The 19132-nt window shown below is 70.9% G+C and carries 14 protein-coding genes and 1 tRNA gene; 8 read left to right on the forward strand and 7 right to left on the reverse strand.

Features of this window, described 5'->3' with window-relative positions; translation table 11 throughout:
- Positions 1 to 9: 9 nt before the first annotated feature.
- From O7626_RS36875 to O7626_RS36895, 5 genes are all read right to left on the reverse strand, one after another.
- Positions 10 to 741, reverse strand: coding sequence for a hypothetical protein (locus O7626_RS36875; protein ID WP_278065559.1), 732 nt, complete (start codon positions 739 to 741; stop codon positions 10 to 12).
- Between the two features lie 10 nt (positions 742 to 751).
- On the reverse strand, positions 752 to 1621 hold the full coding sequence (locus O7626_RS36880; RefSeq protein WP_278065560.1) for a carbohydrate ABC transporter permease: 870 nt from the start codon (positions 1619 to 1621) through the stop codon (positions 752 to 754).
- Positions 1621 to 2481, reverse strand: a complete 861-nt coding sequence (locus O7626_RS36885; protein ID WP_278066490.1) for a sugar ABC transporter permease — start codon at positions 2479 to 2481, stop codon at positions 1621 to 1623. Before O7626_RS36885 ends, O7626_RS36880 begins: the two co-directional genes overlap by 1 nt.
- A gap of 197 nt (positions 2482 to 2678) precedes the next feature.
- The gene (locus tag O7626_RS36890; RefSeq protein WP_278065561.1) at positions 2679 to 3929 is read right to left on the reverse strand and encodes an ABC transporter substrate-binding protein; all 1251 of its coding nucleotides are present in this window, start codon (positions 3927 to 3929) and stop codon (positions 2679 to 2681) included.
- 111 nt (positions 3930 to 4040) lie between these two features.
- Positions 4041 to 5204 (reverse strand): LacI family DNA-binding transcriptional regulator, encoded by a 1164-nt coding sequence (locus O7626_RS36895; protein ID WP_278065562.1) that lies wholly within the window; start codon positions 5202 to 5204, stop codon positions 4041 to 4043.
- A 259-nt stretch (positions 5205 to 5463) separates the two neighbouring features.
- Here O7626_RS36895 and O7626_RS36900 point away from each other — a divergent pair, with 259 nt between their 5' ends.
- The 7 genes from O7626_RS36900 (at position 5464) to O7626_RS36930 (ending at position 15796) form a co-directional block, all read left to right on the forward strand.
- Positions 5464 to 6789: a Gfo/Idh/MocA family oxidoreductase gene (locus O7626_RS36900; RefSeq protein ID WP_278065563.1), complete on the forward strand. Its 1326-nt coding sequence runs from the start codon at positions 5464 to 5466 to the stop codon at positions 6787 to 6789.
- A gap of 91 nt (positions 6790 to 6880) precedes the next feature.
- Entirely contained in the window at positions 6881 to 8317 is a 1437-nt protein-coding gene (gene uxaC, locus O7626_RS36905) for a glucuronate isomerase (RefSeq protein WP_278065564.1), read from the forward strand.
- Between the two features lie 61 nt (positions 8318 to 8378).
- The gene (locus O7626_RS36910; protein ID WP_278065565.1) at positions 8379 to 9692 is read left to right on the forward strand and encodes an enolase C-terminal domain-like protein; all 1314 of its coding nucleotides are present in this window, start codon (positions 8379 to 8381) and stop codon (positions 9690 to 9692) included.
- Positions 9680 to 11179, forward strand: coding sequence for a mannitol dehydrogenase family protein (locus O7626_RS36915; protein WP_278065566.1), 1500 nt, complete (start codon positions 9680 to 9682; stop codon positions 11177 to 11179). The genes O7626_RS36910 and O7626_RS36915 overlap by 13 nt, the downstream gene beginning before the upstream one ends.
- Entirely contained in the window at positions 11176 to 12408 is a 1233-nt protein-coding gene (locus tag O7626_RS36920) for a Gfo/Idh/MocA family oxidoreductase (RefSeq protein WP_278065567.1), read from the forward strand. The genes O7626_RS36915 and O7626_RS36920 overlap by 4 nt, the downstream gene beginning before the upstream one ends.
- A 254-nt stretch (positions 12409 to 12662) precedes the next feature.
- On the forward strand, positions 12663 to 14024 hold the full coding sequence (locus O7626_RS36925) for a pectate lyase (RefSeq protein ID WP_278065568.1): 1362 nt from the start codon (positions 12663 to 12665) through the stop codon (positions 14022 to 14024).
- A gap of 167 nt (positions 14025 to 14191) precedes the next feature.
- Positions 14192 to 15796, forward strand: coding sequence for a right-handed parallel beta-helix repeat-containing protein (locus tag O7626_RS36930; RefSeq protein WP_278065570.1), 1605 nt, complete (start codon positions 14192 to 14194; stop codon positions 15794 to 15796).
- A 145-nt stretch (positions 15797 to 15941) separates the two neighbouring features.
- Here O7626_RS36930 and ugpC read toward each other — a convergent pair whose 3' ends face one another.
- Entirely contained in the window at positions 15942 to 17033 is a 1092-nt protein-coding gene (gene ugpC / locus O7626_RS36935; protein ID WP_278065571.1) for a sn-glycerol-3-phosphate ABC transporter ATP-binding protein UgpC, read from the reverse strand.
- 326 nt (positions 17034 to 17359) lie between these two features.
- Between ugpC and O7626_RS36940 the strand changes: the two genes are divergently transcribed.
- Positions 17360 to 17436, forward strand: a tRNA-Thr gene (locus O7626_RS36940).
- A 1140-nt stretch (positions 17437 to 18576) separates the two neighbouring features.
- On the opposite strand, the gene O7626_RS36945 is transcribed toward O7626_RS36940, so the two are convergent.
- Entirely contained in the window at positions 18577 to 18855 is a 279-nt protein-coding gene (locus O7626_RS36945; RefSeq protein ID WP_278065572.1) for a hypothetical protein, read from the reverse strand.
- Positions 18856 to 19132: the final 277 nt, after the last annotated feature.

Here is a 19132-nt window from a genome sequence, read left to right on the forward strand (position 1 = left end):
CCGGAACTCCTATTCCGGTCGGGAACCGCCGTCCGGGCCGGTCGGCAGGGCGGTCCCGGCTACCCGGCGGGTCGCCGCGTGCAGCCCGAAGATGGTGTAGCCGACGAGCAGCGGGGTGAGTACCGGCAGCACCAGCGTGCAGAGCAGCGCGGCGAGTGCGATCGTGCCGGCGGTGGCGAGCAGGGTCGCCGGACGGGCTGCCGTGGTCCGGGCCGCACCGCGTACGGCGCGCCGCCAGCCCTGCCCCGCCTGGCGGCCGAGCTGCACGACGGTCAGCCCGGCGAAGCCGCCGGCCGCCACGGCGAGCGCCACGGTCACCGCGACCAGCACTGGCCCGCCCGGTACGGCGCCCCGGCCCAACGCCAGCAGGTTCAGCGCGAGTACGGCGGCGACGACCCCGGCCACCGCCGTCGCACCGGCTCCGGGCAGCACCGTACGGCCGAAGCCGCGCAGCGCCGTGTGCGCCCCGGGCCAGGAACCGGTCTCGACCCAGTGCTGCAGTGCGGCGCTGGCGGTGCCGACCGCGGCGCCCGCGGTGACGACCGGCAGCGCCGCGACCGTGGTGAGGATGCCGAGCAGCGCCAGGTCGGCGGCGTCGCGCAGGGTGTCCCGCCAGTCCGGCCGGGCCGCCGGGGCGGGCTGCTCGGGCCAGTCCGGCGCGGGTGGCTCGGACGGACTGCCAGTCTGCACCGCCGACACCTCCCCCCGGTCCGCACCGCCGCCACCTGTCCCAGTCCGCACCGCCGCCACCTCAGCCCTTGAGCCCGCTGGTGTTGATGCCCTGCACGAGCATGCGCTGGAAGGCCAGGAAGAAGACGAAGACCGGCAGCAGCGAGAGCACCGACATCGCGAACATCGGCCCGAGCGACGTCTGACCACTGGAGTCGATGAAGAGGCGCAGCCCGATCGGCACCGTGTAGCTGGTCGGGCTCGGCAGGTAGACGAGTTGGGTGAAGAAGTCGTTCCAGGTCCAGATGAACGAGAAGATCGCCGTGGTGACCAGAGCCGGCCGGCTCAGCGGCAGGATCACGTGCCGGAACACCCCGTACGGCGAACAGCCGTCGATCTTGGCGGCGTCGTCGAGTTCGCGCGGGATGCCGCGCATGAACTGCACCATCAGGAAGACGAAGAACGCCTCGGTGGCGAGCAGCTTCGGCACGATCAGCGGCAGCGGGGTGTCGATCCAGCCGAAGTAGTTGAACATCACGTACTGCGGGACGATCAGCACGTGGCTGGGGAGCAGCAGGGTCCCGATCATGACGGCGAACCACGCCCGCCGCAGCCGGAACCTCAGCCGGGCGAAGGCGTACGCGGCCACCAGGCAGGAGACGGCGTTGGCGACCACGGTGGCCAGGGCGATCACTGTGCTGTTGAGGAAGAACCGGCCGAAGCTGAGGTTCCGGACGTAGCTCCAGCCGTCCGGGTAGTTGGCCCAGGTGATGTCCTGGGGGATGACGGAGAGGTTGCTGACGACCTCGCTCGGCGACTTCAGCGACGAGCCGACCATCCACAGCAGTGGGTAGAGGACGAAGCCGAGCACCCCGACGAGCAGTACGACCCGGACGGTGCCGCGCCAGCGGCGCCGGGGTGCGCGGGTGGCCCGAACTGCCTGGACTGCCATCAGTCGTCTCCGTCGGAGTAGTGCACCCAGAACCGGCCGGTGCTGAAGAAGAGCACGGTGATGACCGCGATCGCCAGCAGGAATACCCATGAGAGTGCGGAGGCGTAGCCCATCCGGAACTCCCCGAAGCCCTGGTCGTAGATGTGCAGGGTGTAGAGCAGCGTGGAGTAGACCGGTCCGCCCGTACCGTTGCTGATCACGTATGCCGAGGTGAAACCCTGGAATCCGTTGATCGTTTCCAGTACCAGGTTGAAGAAGATGACCGGGGAGAGCATCGGCAGGGTGACGTTCCAGAACTGGCGTACCCGGCCGGCGCCGTCGACCGAGGCGGCCTCGTAGAGTTCGGTCGGGACCTGCTTCAGCCCGGCGAGGAAGATCACCATCGGGGCGCCGAACTGCCAGATCGCCAGGACCATCAGTGTCTCCAGGGCCCAGGTCGGTTCGTTCACCCACGCCTCGCCCTGGATGCCGAAGAGCCCCAGGAAGCTGTTGAACGCGCCGTCGCCGCCGAACATGGCCCGCCAGACCAGGGCCAGCGCCACGCTGCCGCCGAGCAGCGAGGGCAGGTAGAACAGGCTGCGGAACAGGCCGACGCCGCGCCGCTCGCGGTTGAGCAGCAGGGCGACGCCGAGCGCGGCGGCGAGCTTGAGCGGCACGGCGACCAGGGCGTACGTCAGGGTGACCGTCACCGCGTGCCAGAACGCCGGGTCCTCGCCGAACATCCGCCGGTAGTTGTCCAGCCCGACCCACTCGACAAGCTCCCAACTGGAGAGCACGTCGTAGTTGGTGAAGCTCAGGTAGAGCGAGAACAGCATCGGAAAGGCGGTGATCGCCATCAGGCCGATCAGCCAGGGGGACAGGAAGACGTAGCCGGCGACGCCTTCGGCGCGGTGCCGTCGCCGCCTGGCCCGCGTCGACCTGGTCGGGGTGCCGGCCGGCGCCGCGTCGCCGGGACGTGGTTTGGCCGCCGTGGATACAGCCACGGGTTGGTTCTCCTCTCGAGGGACGCTGCGGCCGGGGCGGAGGCCGGTTCGCGACCTCCGCCCCCGGCCGGGTGTCAGCCGGCGAGCGCCGTCTGGGCCTCGGCGAAGAACTGCTTCGCGGCGTCCTCGGGGGTGGCGCGGCCGTAGGTCACGCTCTCCGCGATGTCACGCAGCTTGTTGCGCAGCCCGCTGTGGCCCTTCGGCGGCGGCGTCGGGGCCGGGCCGAACTTGGGGGCCAGGGCGTTCTCGAAGGTCACCGTCGTCTTCATCGCCGGATCGGTCATGGACGACTCGATGGCCGCCCGGGTGTCCATGTTGGACGGCAGCCCGCGGTCGACACCGAAGAGCTTGGCCACCTCCGGGTCGTTGACCAGGAAGTTGATGACGTCGGCCACCACCTCCGGGTGCTCGGTGCTGCGCGAGCCCGCCCAGTAGAGCGAGGCCCGCGCCCACTGACCCTTCGGGTCGCCGGGGTACGCGACCATGCCCAGCTCGTTCTTGGTGGCCTTCTGTAGCTCGCCGAGCTGGTTGGACCACATGAACGAGGTGGCGGCCTTGCCGGTCACCACCAGTTGGGTGGCGACGCTGCCGTTGACCGCCTCGTGCACGATGTCGGCCGGCGGGGTGGCGTTCTTGGCCCGGGCACCCTGCCAGAGCTTGAACCAGTTGGCGAGGTCGGCCTCGGTGAACGCGAGCTTGTTGCCGTCGTAGAACTCCTTGCCCTGGGCCCGCAGCCAGAGCCAGAGCGCCTTGTAGTCGGAGCTGGTGTCCATGGTGCCCCAGTACTTGCCGCCGCCCTTGGCGGTCACCTGGGCGGCCCAGTCGAAGAGCTGCTCGTAGCTCCAGCCCTCCTGCGGCTCGGGAAGACCGAGCTCCTTGAGCTTGGTCCTGTCGTAGATCATGGCGGGGGTGTTCTCGCCGGTGGCGACCGCGACCTGCTTGCCGTCGATCTGGCCGTACCTGGTCAGCCCCTCGGCGTGCTTGCTCAGATCGATCTTGTTGTTCTTGACGTACGGCGTCAGGTCGAGGGTGACGTTGCGGCCCGCGTACTCGGCCAGGCCGTTGTCGTCGATCTGGAAGATGTCGGGGGCGTTGCCGCCGGCGGAGATCGTCGCGAGCTTGTCGTAGTAGCCGTCGAACGCCTGCCAGACGGCGTTGACGGTGACGTTCGGGTTCTTCTGCTTGTAGAGGTCGAGGGCCTTCTGGGTCATCTCGGCCCGAGCCTCGCCGCCCCACCAGAAGAACTCGATGCTGACCGGACCGCCCGGCTCAGCCTCGTCGTCGCCGCAGGCGGCGGCACCGAGTACGAGGGGCAGGGTGACCATCGCGGCCGTGATGCGGCGGAGCACGTCTCGACGGGGAAGGAGGCGGTGGCCACGCGCGGGCGCGTTGGCCGTCGGGGGTGTGGCGGGGTGCATCGTGTTCACTCCTCGGCGTTAGGAGGCGACACTTTCGGGGGTGGTCGCGGCCGTGCCGCCCGGGGCCGGTTGGCCGTGCGGACCCGGGCGGGCGGAAGCTGCCGCGTCCGGGCGGTCGGCGGTGGCCGCCGCTGCGGGCCGGGCGGACAGTGCCGCCGGACCCACGCCCGTCGAGTCGCGGATGACCAACTCGGTCTGCAGGCTTACCTGTGCGGTGGTGCGACGGTCGTCGACGGTGCTGGTCCGTCCGCCGCCGCGCCCGGCGCGTGCGGCGGAGGAACCGTCGTGTTGCAGGAGCATGTCGACGGCCGTCCGGCCGGCGGCCGCGGCTGGCGTGGCCACCGTCGTCAGTTTGGGCCGGGTGAGCCGGCTCAGCGCGATGTCGTCGATGCCGACCACGCTGATGTCCTGGGGCACCCGTAGCCCGAGTGAGTCCAGCCCTTCCATCAGGCCGATCGCCATCAGGTCGTTGTAGGCGAGCACGGCGGTGGCACCGGTCCGGCGTACCTGTTCGGCCATGGCGATGCCACCGCCCTCGGTGGGCGGGTTGGGTCCGAGCACGGTCAGGGCGGCGTCGGCGGCCCGGGCGGCGGCGGTGGCCGACCGGCGGATCTCCCGGTTGGTCCACGAGCCGCGCGGCCCGCCGAGCAGGGCGAGGTCGCGGTGTCCGAGCCCGGTCAGGTGTTCCACGGCGAGCCGGGCGCCCTGGCCGACGTCCATCACCACCGCCGGCAGGCCGGTCACCTGACGGTTGATCACGACCAGCGGCACCTCGCGGCTGAGCTGCTCGATCAGGCTGTTGCTCATCCGGGGGCTGCACAGCAGCACGCCGTCGACCTGCTTGGCCAGGGCGTGCACCAGGTCCTCCTCGACCGCCGGGTCCTCGTTGGTGTCGGCGATGAAGATGTGGTAATCCCGCTGCCGGGCCTGGCTCTCCGCCGCCTTGATCAGCGGCGGGAAGAACGGGTTGGCGATGTCGGCGATGATCAGGCCGATGTTGTGGGTGCGGCCGGTGATCAGGGCCCGGGCGGCCCGGTTGGGGCGGTAGCCGAGGTTCTCGGCGCAGGCCAGCACGCGGTTCCGGGTCTCGGGGTTGACCAGGTGCGGGGCCGAGAACGTCCGCGAGACGGTGGAGATGTGCACCCCGCAGGCCCGCGCGACGTCTCGAATGGTGGCTGGCACGCGAGTCCTCTCCGTGGCTGCCTGTGTCTGCCGTCACTTGGTTGGGTTGGCCAATTAATGCAAACGGTTGCTCCTGTGTCAACGGTGCCTCGTTACGGCTCTGTTGCGGTGCGCAGCGGTGGGAGCACTTCCAAAGTTGCAAATATGGATAAAGGACGTAGCTTCGCACCAAGTCGTTGACGGGCGCCCGGCTTGCGTGGTTACTTCTCCTGCAAACCTTTGCAGCCATGAACCTTCGCAGCCATGGAGGCGAGCTGGGATGTCGGTAACCCCGGGAAGGCAGCGTTTCGCACTGGTCGGCGCGGGTGCCCGGGCGGAGATGTTCGTCCGCGCCCTGGTGCTCGACCACCCGAACACGGCCGAACTCGTCGCCTTCGCCGACGTCAACCAGGCCCGGATGGACGCGCACAACGGCTGGCTCGCCGAACTCGACTTCGCGCCGGTGCCGACCTACCTGGCCGGCGAGTTCTCCTCGATGCTGGAGAAGGAACGGGTCGACGTGGTGCTGGTGACGAGCGTGGACCGCACCCACGACGAGTACGTCGTCGCCGCGCTCCGGGCCGGCTGCGACGTGATCACCGAGAAGCCGATGACCACCGACGCGCCCCGGTGCGAGCGGATCCTGAAGGCCGTCGCGGAAACCGGCCGGAAGGTTTCGGTCGCCTTCAACTACCGCTACAACCCGTTGCACGAGAAGGTCCGGGAGGTACTCGCCGAGGGTGCCGTCGGCGAGATCGGCTCGGTCCACTTCGAGTGGCTGCTCGACGTACGCCACGGTGCCGACTACTTCCGGCGCTGGCACCGGGACAAGGCGAACTCCGGCGGGCTGATGGTGCACAAGGCCAGTCACCACTTCGACCTGGTCAACTGGTGGCTGGACGCCAACCCGGTGCGCGTCTACGCCGCCGGCCGGCTCTTCTTCTACGGCGACGAGGCCGGCCGGCGACACGGCTACGCCCGCCCGTACGACCGGGCGCACGGTTCCCCGGACGCCGCCGACGACCCGTTCGCGCTGCACCTGGCCGACCACCCCCGGCTGCGGGCGCTCTATCTGGAGGCGGAAGCCGAAGACGGCTACCACCGCGACCAGAACGTCTTCGCCCCCGGGGTCACCATCGAGGACGACATGGCGGTGCTGGCGCAGTACGACAACGGGGCCAGCATGAGTTACCACCTGACCGCGTACGCACCCTGGGAGGGCTACCGGGTGATGTTCAACGGCAGCCGGGGACGGCTCGAACTCGAGGTGGTGGAGAGCGACTTCGTCAGCCCGCAGGCGGCCGGCGAGCTGAAGGGCGCCGCACTGCACGGGGTGCAGGCAGCCGTGGAGGAGGGCTGGGCGAAGCTCACCCTGCGGCCGTTCTGGGAGCAGCCCCGGGAGATCCCGGTGACCGGCTACACCCGTACCGGACACGGCGGCGCGGACGCCCGGATGACCGCGGTGCTCTTCGGCGGCCACACCGACCCGATGAACCGGGCCGCCACCGCCCGGGACGGCGCACTCGCCCTGCTCACCGGCCTGGCCGCGAACCGCTCCTTCGAGACCGGCCACCCGGTAACCGTCGCCGAGCTGCTCACCATCTGATGACCCGGGTGCAAGGAAGGGCCCCCTATACAACAGAAAACGATAAGCAGGGGCCCTTCCTTACACCACCGACCAGCCAAGGAGTTCGCTGGTGTCTGCCCAGTCCGACCGGCCCGACCTGCTCTTCCCGTCCGAGCCCAGCCAGCGGGCGATCGCCCGCGAGCTGTACGCGCTGGTCCGGGACCGGCCGCTGATCTCGCCGCACGGGCACGTGGACCCGGGCATCCTCGCCGACGACATCGCCTTCCCGGACCCGGCACGGCTGATCATCGTCCCGGACCACTACCTGACCCGGATGCTGCTCAGCCAGGGTGTCAGCCCGGCCGAGCTGGGCGTACCGGCGGTGGACGGCGAGCCGGTGGAGAGCGACGGGCGGACCATCTGGCGGCGGTTCGCGGCACACTGGCACCTGTTCCGGGGCACCCCGAGCCGACTCTGGCTGGAGGAGACCTTCCGGAACGTCTTCGGGATCGGGTCCCGGTTCTCGCCGGAGACCGCCGACGAGATCTACGACTCGATCGCGGCGCAGCTCAGCCAGCCGGAGTTCCGGCCCCGGGCACTCTTCGAGCGGTTCAACATCGAGGTGCTGGCCACCACCGAGTCGCCGCTGGACGAGCTGGGCCGGCACGCCAAGCTCGCCGCCGACGGTTGGGGCGGGCCGGGCGGCCGGGTGGTCACCACCTTCCGGCCGGACAACGTGGTGGACATGGAGTTCGAGGGCTGGGCCGACAACGTCGTACGCCTCGGCGAGATCGCCGGCGAGGACACCGGCCGGTACGCCGGGTATCTCGCCGCGTTGCGTAGCCGTCGGGAGGCGTTCATCGCCGCCGGGGCGACCTCCACCGACCACGGCCATCCGACGGCGCTGACCCTGCGACTCGACGAGGCCGAGGCGGGCACGCTCTACGAACGCGGGCTGCGCGGCGAGGCGACGCCGGAGGACGCCGAGGCGTTCCGGGCGCACATGCTGGTCGAGTTCGCCCGGATGTCCATCGACGACGGGCTGGTGATGCAGCTGCACCCGGGCTCGGTGCGCAACCACAACCGCTGGCTCTACGCCAGGCACGGCCGGGACGTCGGCGGCGACATCCCGCAGGCCACCGAATACCTGCACGCGCTCACCCCGCTGCTCGACGCGTACGGCAACGATCCCGGGCTGCGGGTCGTCGTCTACACGCTCGACGAGTACACCTTCACCCGGGAACTGGCCCCGCTGGCCGGCGGCTACCCGGCGCTCTACCTCGGCGCGCCCTGGTGGTTCCTGGACTCGCCCGAGGTGCTGCGCCGGTTCCGCGAGGCGGTCACCGAGACCGCCGGCTTCTACAACACCGCCGGTTTCGTCGACGACACCCGGGCGTTCTGCTCGATCCCGGTACGCCACGACGTCGCCCGGCGGATCGACGCCGGCTTCCTGGCCCGGCTGGTCGCCGAAGACCGGCTGCCGCTGGACGAGGCCGCCGAGACCATCGTCGACCTCGCTTACCACCTGCCCAAGAAGGTCTTCAAGCTCGGAAGCGGGGCCCGGTGAGCGCGAGGAATGAGCGAGCGCAGCGATCCAGGCCCGCAGTCGCGAACGGAAGGCAGGCTCAGTGACGGTTACCATCACCGGCGTCGACGTGCACGACGTGCGGTTTCCGACGGCGGCGGCCGGGGACGGCTCGGACGCGATCAACCGGGGTGACTACTCGGCCAGCTACGTCGAGTTGCGCACCGACGCGCCGGACGGGACCTTCGGCGCCGGGTTCACCTTTACCAACGGCCGGGGCAACGAGCTGACCTGCGGCGCGATCCGCGCCCTGGCCCACCACGTCGTCGGGAAGACGATGGCAGAGATCGCGGCCGAGCCGGTGCAGTTCTGGCGGTCGCTCACCGCCGACGTGCAGCTGCGCTGGCTGGGGCCGGAGAAGGGCGTCATCCACATGGCGACCGGCGCGCTCGTGAACGCGGTCTGGGACCTGCGGGCCAAGCTGGCGGGAAAGCCGCTGTGGCGACTGCTCGCCGAGATGCCGACCGAGGAACTGGTCCGCAATGTCGACTTCCACCACGTCATCGACGCGATCAATCCGGCCGAGGCCGCCGCGCTCCTCGACAAGGGGCAGGTCGGGCTCGCCGACCGGCTCGCCGAGCTGGACCGGGACGGCTTCCCGTCGTACACCACCTCGGTGGGGTGGCTCGGCTATCCGGACGAGAAGGTCCGGGCACTGACCCGCCAGGCGTACGCCCAGGGGTGGCGGGCGATGAAGATGAAGGTCGGCGGCCCGGTCGACGACGACGTACGCCGGGCGCGGATCATCCGCCAGGAAATCGGCCCGGACGCGCTGCTGATGATGGACGCCAACCAGGTCTGGGACGTCGACGAGGCGATCGGGAACATGTCGCGGCTGGTCGAGTTCGATCCGTACTGGATCGAGGAGCCGACGCACGCCGACGACGTACTCGGGCACGCCCGGATCGCCGAGGCGGTGACCGGACTCTCCGGCGGGCGCTGCCGGGTGGCCACCGGCGAGGTGGCGGCTAACCGGGTCATCTTCAAGCAGTTGATGCAGGCCGGGGCGATCGGGGTCTGCCAGATCGACGCCTGCCGGATCGGCGGCGTCAACGAGGTGCTCTCGGTGCTGCTGATGGCGGCGAAGTTCGGTGTGCCGGTCTGCCCGCACGCCGGCGGCGTCGGCCTCTGCGAGTACGTCCAGCACCTGGCGATCTTCGACTATCTGCGGGTCGGCACCTCGCTGGACGGCCGGATGGTCGAGTACGTCGACCACCTGCACGAGCACTTCGTCGACCCGGTACGCACCCGGAACGGCCGCTACCTGCTGCCCGAGCAGCCCGGTTACAGCGCGACGATGAAGCCGGCCTCGATCGCCGAGTACTCCTTCCCGGACGGCCCGGTATGGGCGGCGTGACGGTCAACGCGTCCCGGCTCGGCCTCGGCACGCTGCGCCGGCTGCCGGCGGGAAGCCGCCCGCTGGTCCGGCCCGGCGCCGTGCCGGCCGGGATCGTGCACCTCGGGCTGGGCGCGTTCCACCGGGCGCACCAGGCCGTCTACACCGAGGAGGCGGTGGCGGCGGCCGGCGGCGACTGGGGCATCGTCGGGGTGGCGCCGCGCAGCACCGATGTGGTCAGCAAACTCGCCGCCCAGGACTGCCTGTTCAGCGTGACCAGCAGCTCCGGGGCGGGCAACCAGACCCGGGTGGTCGGTGCGCTCGCCGGGGTCCGGCACGCGGCCAGCGATCCGGCGGCGATCGTCGCGCTGCTGGCCGACCCGGCGATCCGGGTGGTCACCCTGACGGTGACCGAGAAGGCGTACCAGCTCGACCCGGCGACCGGCCTGCTCCGCCCGGACGAGGCGGTGCTGGCCGACCTGGGCAGCGACCGGCCGCCGCGGACGGTGCCGGGCCTGCTGGTCCGGGGCCTGCTCGCCCGGCTCGCCGCCGATGCCGGCCCGATCGCGCTGATGAGCTGCGACAACCTGCCGTCCAACGGGGAGCGGCTGCACAGCCTGGTCGGCCAGGCGCTCGGCCTGGTCGGCGACGGCGGGGGCGAGCGGATCGCCGGGTGGCTGCGGGAGAACGTCACGTTTCCGGGGACCATGGTGGACCGGATCGTGCCGGCGAGCACCCCGCAGACCCTGGCCGACGCGCAGGCGGCGCTCGGGGTGAGCGACCTGGCGGCGCTGGCGGCCGAGCCGTACCGGCAGTGGGTGATCGAGGACCGGTTCCCGGGTGGGCGACCGGCCTGGGAGCGGGCCGGGGTGGTGCTTACCGACGACGCCGGCCCGTGGGAGCGGCTGAAGCTGCGGGCACTGAACGGCGTGCACTCGGCGACCGCCTATCTGGGTGCGCTGGCCGGCCGGGAGACCATCGCCGAGGCGCTGGAGATCCCGCACCTGGCCGGGGTGCTGCGCCGGCTGATCGCCGAGGACGTGGCGGCGAGCTTCGCCCCGCCGGAGGGCGTCTCGGTGGTCGACTACGGCGAGCAGGTGTTGGAGCGCTTCGCCAACCCGGTGCTCCGGCATCGGACCATCCAGATCGCCATGGACGGCTCGCAGAAGCTGCCGCAGCGGGTGCTGCACACCATCGCGGACCTGCGCGCGGCCGGGGCCCGGCCCCGGTGGGCGGCCCTGGTGGTGGCGGCCTGGATGCGTTTCGTCCAGGGCCGGGCCGACGACGGTACGCAGCTGCCGCTGGACGACCCGCTCGCCGACCGGATCCGGGCGGCCCTGGCCGCCGGCCGGGACTCGCCGGCCGGGGCGGCGGAGGCGCTCTTCGGGCTGACCGAGGTCTTCCCGGTCGAACTCGCCGCCGACGACGAGGTACGCGAGCTGGTGGTCGGCTGGCTGACCGCGCTGGACCGGCACGGGGTGGAGCGGACACTGGCGGGTGCGGCATGACGGGGGTGGGTGCCCCGCCGAGGGTGGCCCTGGTCGGGGCGAGCGGGCACGGGATGTGGCACCGCCGCACGATGGCCCCGCTGCACGACGCCGGGCGGCTGGAGCTGGTCGCCCTGGTCGACGTACGTCCGGTGGAGGCGGCACCGGACGCGCCCGTCCCGCCGGGTGCGGGGGTCTTCGTCGACCACCGGGAGATGTTGGCGGCGACCCGTCCTGACGTGGTGGTGATCTGCACCCCGCCGCACACCCACCTGCCGATCGCGCTGGACGCGATCGCGGCCGGGGTGGACCTGCTGCTGGAGAAGCCGCCGGTGCTGTCGCTGGCCGAGCACCGCACCCTGGCCGCCGCGCTGGCCGGGTCGGGCCGGGTGGCCCAGATCGGCTTCCAGGCGCTCGGCTCGGCGGCGCTGCGCGAGCTGACCTCGGCGGTCGCCGACGGGCGGCTGGGCCAGGTCACCGGGATCAGCACGGTCGCCTGCTGGCGACGCACCGACGGCTACTACGCGCGGGCACCGTGGGCGGGCCGGCGCAGCCTGGACGGCCGGCCGGCGCTGGACGGCGTACTCGTGAACCCGCTGGCGCACGCGGTGATGCAGTGTCTGGCGGTGGCCGGTGCGGCGGTGGCCGCCGGTGTGGTGGCGCCGCTGGCCACAGTGGATGGTGTCGCGCCGGACTGGCCGGCCCAGGTTGAGCTGGAGCGTTACCGGACCCGGCCGATCGAGGTGGACGACACCGCCGCGCTGCGGGCGACCCTCGGCTGCGGCCTGCCGGTGCTGGCGGCGGTGACGCTCGCCGGCGAGGAGTTCGTCGCCGGCGAGGTGGTCGTGCACGGCAGCGCCGGCCGGGCGGTGCTGGAGTACACGACTGACCGGTTGACGCTGCCCAGCGATCCGGGGCCGCGTGCGGTGCCGGGTCGGGTGAACCTGCTGGAGAACCTGCTGGCGCACCGGGCCGACCCGGGCGGGGTGCCGCTGGTCGCGCCGCTGGCCCGTACGGCGGCGTTCACCGCGCTGGCGCAGGCGATCATCGCGGCGCCGGAACCGGAGCTGGTCGGCGGTGAGCGGGTGCTGGCGACCGGCGGGGGAGCGGACCGGGTGTTCACCATCCGGGGGGTCAACGCGGCGCTGCGCCGGGCGGCGGCCGAGGGTGCGCTGCTGTCCGAGCTGGGCGTGCCGTGGGCGGTGAAGCCGCACCGGGCGGCGGTGGAACGGGAGGCGGGCGATGACTGAGCACCGGAGTTCCTGCGTGAGAACGGGCTGGAGACTGCAAATCATGGGGACAACCGTCCGATAGAAAACGGACCCAATATCCCTCTTCTCGGCGAATGGTCGCCGGGACAATAGATATTGCCTTCCTTTCGTGCAACATTCCTGCAAACAGATTGCATTGACACTTTTAACTGCCGCTACCTACCGTTCAATAACAGAAAGATTTCGTCGTCGTTACGAGATCCGGTGAACAGTGGACAGACGCGGAGAGTGGCATGCGATCGAGCAGGTTGACCGCCGCCGTGGTCGGCAGTCTTCTCGTGGTCTCCGGCGCCCTGGTGGCGGCGGCACAACCGGCCGGCGCGCACGGGCGGGACGGGTTGTCCCTGCCGGCCCGGCTGCTGGGCCGGCAGGCGTTGCCGGCCCGTGACGGCTGGGCCGCCGCCGGCCCCGGCACCTCCGGCGGCGCGGCGGCCACCCCGGACCAGGTGCACGTGGTCCGCACCCGGACCGAGCTGGTGCACGCCCTAGGTGGCGACAACGCCACCAACCGGCAGAACACCACCCCGAAAATCATCTTCGTCCGTGGGCTGGTCGACGGCTTCGAGGCCGCCGACGGACGGCTGCTCGACTGCGCCGACCTGGCCGACCCGGAGTACTCGCTGGACGCCTACCTGGCCGCGTACGACCCGGCGAGCTGGGGACGGGTGGCACCGGCCGGGCCGCTGGAGCAGGCCCGGGTCAGGTCGGTTGCGAACCAGACCCGGCAGACCCAGATAAACGTCGGGTCGAACACCACGATCGTCGGGCTGCGCGGGGCCACCCTGTCCGGGCTGACCCTGATGGTGGACACCGCGGACAACGTGATCGTGCGCAACCTGACCCTCTCCGACGCCCGGGACTGCTTCCCGGCCTGGTCGCCGACGGACGGCGACGCCGGCAACTGGAATTCCCAGTTCGACCTGATGTCGGTACGCCGCAGCGAGAACGTCTGGGTCGACCACAACACCTTCACCGACGGCGACAACCCGGACAGCGGGCTGCCGGTCCACTTCGGACGGCCGTACACGGTGCACGACGGGTCGCTCGACATAACGCACACCGCCAGCCGGGTGACCGCCTCGTACAACCGGTTCGTGGCCCGGGACAAGGTGATGCTGATCGGCTCGTCGAACACCGTCGGCCCGGACGTCGGCCGGCTCGACGTCACGCTGCACCACAACCTCTTCGACGGCACCATGCAGCGGCTGCCCCGGGTGCGGTTCGGCCGGGTCGAAATCTACAACAACGCCTACCGGCTCGCCGGCGCCGAATTCGGGTACGCGATCGGCGTCGGCGTCCAGTCCGCGGTGTACGCCGAGCACAACCACTTCACCCTCGGCACCGGGATCACCGCCGCCGACCTGCTCTACGACTGGAGCGGCACGGCGATCACCGAGCGGGGCAACTGGGTACGCGAGGGGCGCGGGCCGGCCCGGCTGGTGAGCCTGCTGGCGGCGTACAACGCCGAGCACGAGCCCGACCTCGGCGGCGACGTCGGCTGGACGCCGACGCTGCGCTCCGGGCCGGTACTGCCCGCCCCGCTGGTGCCGCTGGTGGTGCAGGCCCTGGCCGGAGCCGACCGGCTGCCGGTCTGACGACGGGAGTCGATTGGCTGCCGGTCCGACGACGGGGAGCCGGCCGGCTGCCGACCTGACGACGCCGCCCGAACCGGCGAAGACGGCGGACACCGGGTCGCGGTGGCCGTCACTCCACCATCACGTGCCGCGCGACCGAGCGTGCGCGGCGGACATCGGAGGACGAGGTGCGGAACAGAAGAAATTGTCGCGGCCTGCTGGTCGCGGCCGGCGCCGGCCTGCTGGCCGTCGCGCTGACTGTCGGGATCATCCCCGGCCCGGCCCAGGCGGCCACCCTGTACTCGGACAACTTCGACGACGGCAACGCCGACGGATGGTCGAAGTCCGGCGGCGACTGGACCGTGGTCACCGACGGCTCGCCCGGATACCGGCAGGGCAACGCGGGCAGCGAACTGGCCCGGGGCTTCGCCGGAGACACCGGCTGGACGAACTACCAGGTCCAGGCCCGGGTCAAACCGCTGTCCTTCAACGGCTCGAACCGCCTGGTCGCGATCGCCGCGCGGGTGGACAGCGCCACCCGGATGTACCGGCTGGCGCTGGTCAACGCGAACCGGGCCGAGTTGCAGGCGGTCAACGGCAGCTCGATCACGGTACTCGGCTCGGCGTCGGTTTCCGTCACCACCGGCAGCTGGTACACCCTGCGTCTGGTGGCCGACGGCAGCTCGATCCAGGGCTTCGTCAACGGCGGCCAGGTCGGCTCGGGCAGCAACTCGGCGCAGAGCGCCGGCCGGATCGCTCTGGTGACCGTCTACGCCAGCGCCATCTACGACGACGTCAGCGTGGACACGGTCGGCTCGCAGCCGCCCACCAACCCGCCGACCGCGACCACCCGGCCGCCGACCGGCCAGCCGACCACCCCACCGACCGGCCAGCCGACGACCCCGCCGACGACGGGTCCGACGCTGCCGCCGCAGACCGGGCTGGTCGGCTGGGCCACCCAGAACGGCGGCACCTCCGGCGGCGGCAACGCCGCGGCCACGACGGTGACCAGCGCGTCGGCGCTGACCAGCGCGGTCGGCTCCAGCAGCGCGGCTGTGATCCGGGTCTCCGGCACCATCTCCTGCTCCGGAATGCTCCGGGTCCGCTCCAACAAGACGATCGTCGGGGTCGGCTCCGGCGCCACCATCTCCGGCTGCGGCTTCACGATCAACGGCGACCGCAACGTCATCGTCCGCAACCTGAACTTCCGGGTCTGGGACGACGACGCGATAAACGTCGAGACCGGGGCCACGAACGTCTGGGTGGACCACAACAGCTTCACCGACGGGTACGACGGCGCGGTCGACATCAAGCGCGGCTCGGACTTCGTCACCGTCTCCTGGAACCGGGTCTACGGCCACGACAAGTCGATGCTGCTCGGGCACAGCGACGACAACGCCAGCCAGGACGTCGGGCACCTGCGGGTGACGTACCACCACAACTGGTTCGACGGCTCCGGGACCCGGCACCCCCGGGTGCGGTTCGGCAACCCGGTGCACGTCTACAACAACTACTACTACGACAACGAGTACGGCGTCGCCTCGACGATGGGTGCCGGAGTTCTGGTCGAGGGGAACTACTTCGAGAACGTCGACGAGCCGACCCTGGTCGGGTACGCCGACTCCGACCCCGGGGCGATCGTGCAGCGGAACAACCACTTCGTCGGCTCCGGCTCGCCGCAGAGCGGTGGCGGAAGTGTGGCCGGGATTCCGTACCCGCACCAGCTCGACGGCGCCAGCAGCGTGAAGTCGATCGTGACCAGCGGTGCCGGTACCGGCCGGATCGGCCTCTGACCGGGCCGCTTCCACCGTGACCTGACCTGTGCCCGCCGACGTCGGCCGGCAGCGCTACGCCGGGCGGGAGGTCCGGTGGAAACGATCGGGGCGGTCGCTTCCGACGAGAAGCGACCGCCCCGACGCGGTTTGTCCTGCTGCCGGATCAGATCCGGTTGCCGGTGACGGCGTTGAAGGCGTGGTTCCGGCCGGTACGCGGCTTCACGTACACGGTGTCGCCCATGTTCGGCATGTGCCGCCGGTCGGTCCGCACCACGAACCGCTCCGAGGCGCCGTCGATCGCGGCGTGGCCGTACACGTTCGCGTCCGAGCCCAGGTCCTCGACCAGCTCGACGACGAGCGGCAGGCCGCCCTCGGTCTCCGAGACCAGGTCGCAGTCCTCCGGACGGAAGCCGACGGTGACCTTGCCGTTGCCGCCCTCGGCCTGGGCCGCCGCCACCTGCTCGCGGGTCAGCGGCACGGTCATCTCGGCGAAGAGGGCACCGCCCTCGGTCAGCGGCACGGTCTTGATGTTCATAGCCGGGGAGCCCATGAAGCCGGCGACGAAGACGTTGGACGGGCTGTCGTAGAGCTCACGCGGGGTGTCGACCTGCTGGAGCACGCCGTCCAGCATGACCGCCACCCGGTGGCCCATGGTCATCGCCTCGACCTGGTCGTGCGTGACGTAGACGGTGGTGACGCCGAGCTTGGCCTGCAACGTCGCGATCTGGGTACGGGTCTGCACCCGGAGCTTGGCGTCCAGGTTGGACAGCGGCTCGTCCATCAGGAAGACCTGCGGCTCGCGGACGATCGCCCGGCCCATCGCGACCCGCTGGCGCTGACCGCCGGAGAGCGCCTTCGGCTTGCGGCTGAGGTAGTCCTCCAGCTGGAGCAGCGCGGCGGCTTCCTTCACCCGCCGGTCGATCTCCGACTTCGAGGTCTTGCGGAGCTTCAGCGCGAACGCCATGTTCTCGTAGACCGTCATGTGCGGGTAGAGCGCGTAGTTCTGGAAGACCATCGCGATGTCGCGGGCCTTCGGCGGCAGGTGGGTGACGTCGCGGGTGTCGATGTAGATCGAGCCGTCGTCGACGTCCTCCAGCCCGGCGAGCATCCGGAGGCTGGTGGACTTACCGCAGCCGGAGGGGCCGACCAGGACGAGGAATTCGCCGTCGCCGATCTCCAGGTCGAGGTGGTCGACCGCTGGGCGCTCGGTACCCGGGTAGATCCGGGTGGCCTTCGAGTAGGTGACCGTAGCCATGGTGCAGCGCTTCCTTCCACCGGCAGGAACGTGCCGGACGATCCGAGTGAAAGAACGACCGGCGCGGAGCCCCGCACCGGTGCCGTGGATGGCGTCCGGGGCAGCCGTGGCCGGCCCCGGTTGTCATCCGCGTCACGCCACGGTAAACGGGTTTTTCTCATGTGCCAAGGTCGGGCGGCATTCCTGGGACGCATCTGACGAACATTTCGGGCATCTGGGCATGGTCCACCCCGCAAGCCCTGCCGGCGTCGCCCGGTGTCGGCTATCGGAATCCGCGCCGCACGTGCTAGGAGGGCATCTGTGGCTATGCTGACCACGAACATCGCGCCCCTGTAGCTCAGTTGGCCAGAGCACTCGCCTTGTAAGCGAGATGTCGCCGGTTCGAGCCCGGCCGGGGGCTCCAACACCACCGGGGCGTTCCGTGACGGAGCCGTCCGGTCGGCCGGGTTGACAGCAACGCTGACACCAGGGTCGGCCATGACAGCCGCATGTCGAGCACCTGCCGCATGGCGTCAAGGTTGGCGTGAGCGTAGACCTTGAGAGTCATCTTCATGTCGGCATGCCGGGCGATGGCCTGCACGATGTGCGGCGGGACGCTCAATTCCAGCGTGGAGGCCGACGCCGACAGCCCGATGGTCTCCCGGAGCCGGGCGAATGCGTGGCTCAGGTTGCGCGGCTCGATCGGGGTAACCCGCTGAGAGGGGAAGACGAAGCCGCGTTCCCTCCAGACCTCGGCCAGGGCGACCCGCTTGACTTGCTGGCGCTCCTGGCGCTCCTGGCGCTCCTGGCGCTCCTGGCGCTCCTGGCGCTCCTGGCGCTCCTGGCGTTCCGGCGGGGCGCGCCAGATCACCTCGGGTAGCGGAAGCACCGCTTCGGAGTCCTCGGTCTTGGCGTCCAGGATGTGGAGATGCCCGACGATCCGCTGAGCCGTCTGCTGCACCCGTAGCGCGCCCTCGTCCTCTACCGGGGACACGACCCGGCTGCCGGCAAGAGTGGTTCAAACTTTCTGTACGTCTTCAAAGCGGCCCTGAACGGGCCGCACGCGCCGCCTCGGCGCGCGTCCGTCGCTCCGCTGGCGCTCCGACTCCGGCCCCGCAACACGCCCGGCGGCTGGCGCGGTGAGCGGAAACCCCAAGGGGCCGCCGCGGAGCGACAGGCCGTTGACCGGTGAGGTGTGGGCCGGCAGCTGGCCGGGCCGCGCGGCCACGATCCCGCGCGGCGTAGGGAAGCGCACGGCGGCCGGCATCGGCGAGCTGGCGGTGGGCCGGGGGGACTGCGCCTCCGGCGGGGGCGCTCAGGCTCCGAGACGGCTGAAACCCGTCGGCGGCTTGCGGTCCGAGGGTGGTTGCGCGGGCCATCCCGCCAGCCGGCGACCCGGGCGAGCCGAGCAGGCCACCGCCCGGCCCGCAAGCGCTCGTCCGTCTGTCAGGGTGCGCTTGACGTGGCGGCCCGGGCGTGGCTCCAAACTCTCTCACCTGCACGAACCTCGGCGAGCCCGATCGAGAGGCGAACCGAGCAACGGCTTGGCATGCACATGGTCGTGTCAGTCATTGCAGACCCGTCCCCGCAGATCCTGCGCCACCTGCCGGAGTTCGGCGGCCGACACTTGGTCGGGGTGGCAGGCGCGGGCCAGGATCTCTGTGGCCTGTCCGGGGATCGGGTTGCCGGCCTGGGTGAAGTAGTCGACTGCCCAGGTGAGGAAGCGGCAGCGGCCGTCGGTGTCGCACTGCCAGCACCGGGCGCCGTTGCGGTGCATGTGCAGAAATCGACGGGCGGTGAGATCCTCCAGTGTGGTCGACCAGCCGTCGAACATCGACGTCATCGGTCCGGCCCTGCCACTCGCACCCACCGCTGCCGGATGGGATCCCAGCGGTAATCCTTGACCTGGTTGATCCGGTTCCAGATCCAACCGCGGGTACGCCACATGATCACGATGTCTCCTTTGGGTACGCCACGGCGCTCCGGAGCACAGGTCACGGAGCGCCGCTCAGTGGGCGGATATCTGGGACCGGTCCGGGCGTAGACGGGGGCGACGTCCGGACCGGCCGTACAACCGACCGGCGCCCGTGATGCGGTCGCTACGGAGAGCGAAGGGACGG

It is taken from the genome of Micromonospora sp. WMMD1102, assembly GCF_029626265.1.
Taxonomy (GTDB): Bacteria; Actinomycetota; Actinomycetes; order Mycobacteriales; family Micromonosporaceae; genus Plantactinospora.

Excerpts from the sequence above, each read along its gene's own strand:
- O7626_RS36880 (WP_278065560.1), bottom strand. The coding sequence starts at position 1,621 with ATGGCAGTCCAGGCAGTTCGGGCCACCCGCGCACCCCGGCGCCGCTGG.
- O7626_RS36890 (WP_278065561.1), bottom strand. The coding sequence starts at position 3,929 with ATGGTCACCCTGCCCCTCGTACTCGGTGCCGCCGCCTGCGGCGACGAC.
- O7626_RS36900 (WP_278065563.1), top strand. The coding sequence starts at position 5,464 with ATGTCGGTAACCCCGGGAAGGCAGCGTTTCGCACTGGTCGGCGCGGGT.
- O7626_RS36915 (WP_278065566.1), top strand. The coding sequence starts at position 9,680 with ATGGGCGGCGTGACGGTCAACGCGTCCCGGCTCGGCCTCGGCACGCTG.
- O7626_RS36920 (WP_278065567.1), top strand. The coding sequence starts at position 11,176 with ATGACGGGGGTGGGTGCCCCGCCGAGGGTGGCCCTGGTCGGGGCGAGC.
- O7626_RS36925 (WP_278065568.1), top strand. The coding sequence starts at position 12,663 with ATGCGATCGAGCAGGTTGACCGCCGCCGTGGTCGGCAGTCTTCTCGTG.
- ugpC (WP_278065571.1), bottom strand. The coding sequence starts at position 17,033 with ATGGCTACGGTCACCTACTCGAAGGCCACCCGGATCTACCCGGGTACC.
- O7626_RS36945 (WP_278065572.1), bottom strand. The coding sequence starts at position 18,855 with ATGACGTCGATGTTCGACGGCTGGTCGACCACACTGGAGGATCTCACC.